Here is a 3,052-nt window from a genome sequence, read left to right as displayed (position 1 = left end):
GGGGAACACGTGCTGGCGGGGGAACGGGGCATGTTCCATTTTCCGTCGGCTGACGAAGTGCGCACGCAACCGATCAGCCGCACCGGCAACGAGACCGTCTGGCCGTTTTCGGTCGACGACGGCACGCTGGCCTGCGTCTGGAGCGGCGGCCAGCGGGTGGTGATGTTCTTCGAGGGACGTCCCGAAGGGCTTGACGAAGACGAGACATTCCAGCCGCGTCAAGTCATCGTCACCACCGATCCGATGCAACTCACTCTCGGCAACATGGCGTCGCGCGATCTGTTTCGTCCCGCTGCAAGCGTGGAGGAACGCATCCGGCTCGTCGCGCCGTTCGCGACCCTGGGACAGAAGCTTTGCGATCAACCGGCGGGCGCCCGCGTCGGCCACGGCGAATTGTAGGAACGAACAAATGCTTCTCATCCGCTGCCCCTATTGCGAGGAAGAGCGTCCGGAACTCGAGTTCCGCAACGCCGGCGAGGCGCATATCGCGCGCTCGGCCAATATGGCCGGCGAGAGCGACGACGATTTCGAAAAGTTCTTCTTCATCCGCTCCAACCCCAAGGGCATCATCTATGAGCGGTGGCGGCACATGCATGGCTGCGCGCGTTTCTTCAACGCCGTGCGCGACACCGTCACCGACAGGTTCGTCATGACCTACAAGGCCGGCGAACCCAAACCCTCCAAGCTGCCAGGAGTTGGCAAATGAGCGGCGCGTCGTACCGCATTTCCGGCGCCGGCCGCTTCAGCCAAGCCAAGACCGCGCGTTTCAGCTTCGATGGCCAGTCCTATGCCGGCATCGAGGGCGACACGCTGGCCTCGGCGCTGCTCGCCAATGGCGTCCATCTGGTCGGCCGTTCGTTCAAGTACCACCGTCCGCGCGGCATCCTGTCGGCGGGCGCCGAGGAGCCGAACGCGCTGGTCGAAATCAGGCGCGACGCGGCACGCAAGACGCCGAACGTGCGCGCGACTGTGCAGGAGCTTTATGACGGGCTCGAGGCGCAGTCGCAGAACCGCTGGCCGTCGCTGTCCTTCGACGTCGGTGCGGTCAACGACATCGCGTCGCCGATGTTTTCGGCCGGCTTCTACTACAAGACCTTCATGTGGCCGAAGGCGGCATGGAAGAGCCTGTACGAGCCAAAGATCCGCGCCGCGGCCGGGCTTGGCGTTTCCCCGGACCAGCCCGATCCCGACCATTATTCGTCACGCTACGCGCATTGCGACGTGCTGGTGCTGGGCGGCGGTGCGGCGGGCATCGCTGCGGCATTGGCAGCGGCGGAGACCGGCGTGCGCGTCATCCTCGCCGACGAGCAGGCCGAGTTCGGCGGCAGCCTGCGTTTCGAGAGCGGCGCGAAAATCGACGGCCAGGACGGTTTTGCCTGGGCGCAAGCTGCGGTGGCGAAACTCACTGCGATGGACAATGTCCGCGTGCTCCCGCGCACGACGGCGTTCGGTTATTACGCGCAGAATTTCGTCGGCCTGGTCGAGCGTGTCAGCGATCATCTGAAGGCTCCCGGCCACGATCTGGCGCGCGAGCGGCTGTGGCAGGTCAGGGCCAAGCGCGTGGTGCTGGCCTCGGGCGCCATCGAGCGCCACATGGTGTTTGCCGACAACGACCGGCCGGGCATCATGCTGGCGGGCGCGGCGCGCACCTATCTCAACCACTATGGCGTCGCGGTCGGCAGGAATGTCGGCGTCTACACCGCCAATGACTCTGCCTATGCGGCGGCGATCGACCTGAAGAAGGCCGGCGTCAACGTGGCGGCGATCGTCGATCTGCGCGACAATCCGACCGGACCGGTGATCGACGAGGCGAGGGCGCTCGGCATCGAGGTCAATTTCGGCCGCGCGGTGATCCGCGCCGGCGGCAAGCTGCGCGTTTCCTCGATGACGGTGCAGCCGAAGAATGGCGGCGGCGAACGCACCATTCCAGTCGACGCGATCCTGATGTCGGCCGGCTGGACGCCGTCGGTGCATCTGTTCTCGCAGTCGCGCGGCAAGGTCGCCTTCAACGACGAGACCAAGCGCTTCGTGCCGGGCACCTATGCGCAGGACTGCGTCTCGGTCGGTGCCTGCAACGGCACCGATGGACTTTCTGCAACAATCGACGAGGCCTATGCGGCGGGCGCCAAGGCGGCCAAGGATGCCGGCGCCAAAACCGCCAAGGGTACCAAGCCGAAGGTCGACGCCTCGGAGAGCTGGTCGCGTGGCATGCTGGGCGCGGCCCCCGGCGCCGGGCCGGACACCACGGTCAAGGCGTTCGTCGACTTCCAGAACGACGTCACCGCCAAGGATATCCGCCAGGCGGTGCATGAAGGCATGCGCTCGATCGAGCACGTCAAGCGCTTCACCACCAAAGGCATGGCCACCGACCAGGGCAAGACCTCCAACATGCACGGCCTGGCGATTGCCGCCGAGATGCTGGGCAAGCCAATCCCGGAAGTCGGCCTGACCACGTTCCGGGCGCCGTACACGCCGGTGACCTTCGGCGCGATCGTCAGCCATGCGCGTGGGCCGCTGTTCGACCCGACGCGCAAAACGGCGATCCATCGCTGGGCCGAGGCGCAAGGGGCCGTGTTCGAGGATGTCGGCCAGTGGAAGCGCGCCTGGTATTTCCCCAAGGCGGGCGAGGACATGCATGCTGCTGTCGACCGCGAATGCGTCGCCGTGCGCAAGACGGCAGGCCTGTTCGACGCCTCGACGCTGGGCAAGATCGAAGTGGTCGGTCCTGACGCGGCGAAATTCATGGAGTTGCTCTACACCAACCCATGGGAGAAGCTGGAGCCCGGCCGCTGCCGCTACGGCATCATGCTGCGCGAGGACGGTTTCATCTATGATGACGGCGTCGTCGGCAGGCTGGCGCCCGACCGTTTCCATGTGACGACGACGACCGGCGGCGCGCCGCGTGTCATGAACCACATGGAGGACTATCTCCAGACCGAGTTCCCGCATCTCAATGTCTGGCTGACCTCGATCACCGAACAATGGGCTGTCATCGCCGTGCAGGGACCAAAATCCCGCGACATCATCGCGTCGCTGGTCGAAGGCAGCGACA

Annotated in this window: 3 protein-coding genes; all 3 read left to right on the top strand. The window is 65.6% G+C overall.

Annotated features, from left to right (window positions below):
- Positions 1-9: 9 nt before the first annotated feature.
- Positions 10-399, top strand: coding sequence for a hypothetical protein (locus tag EN925_RS29930; protein WP_245479346.1), 390 nt, complete (start codon positions 10-12; stop codon positions 397-399).
- Positions 400-409: 10 nt separating this feature from the next.
- Positions 410-706, top strand: a complete 297-nt coding sequence (locus EN925_RS29925) for a sarcosine oxidase subunit delta (RefSeq protein WP_013529658.1) — start codon at positions 410-412, stop codon at positions 704-706.
- The coding region (locus tag EN925_RS29920; protein WP_128337137.1) for a sarcosine oxidase subunit alpha family protein at positions 703-3,052 on the top strand (2,350 nt) is incomplete at its 3' end. The genes EN925_RS29925 and EN925_RS29920, both read left to right, overlap by 4 nt.

This window comes from Mesorhizobium sp. M7A.F.Ca.US.006.04.2.1 (genome assembly GCF_004022915.1).
Taxonomy (GTDB): Bacteria; Pseudomonadota; Alphaproteobacteria; order Rhizobiales; family Rhizobiaceae; genus Mesorhizobium; species Mesorhizobium ciceri.
Note: the sequence above shows the minus strand (reverse complement) of the source record. Positions and strands in the feature narration are given on the sequence as shown.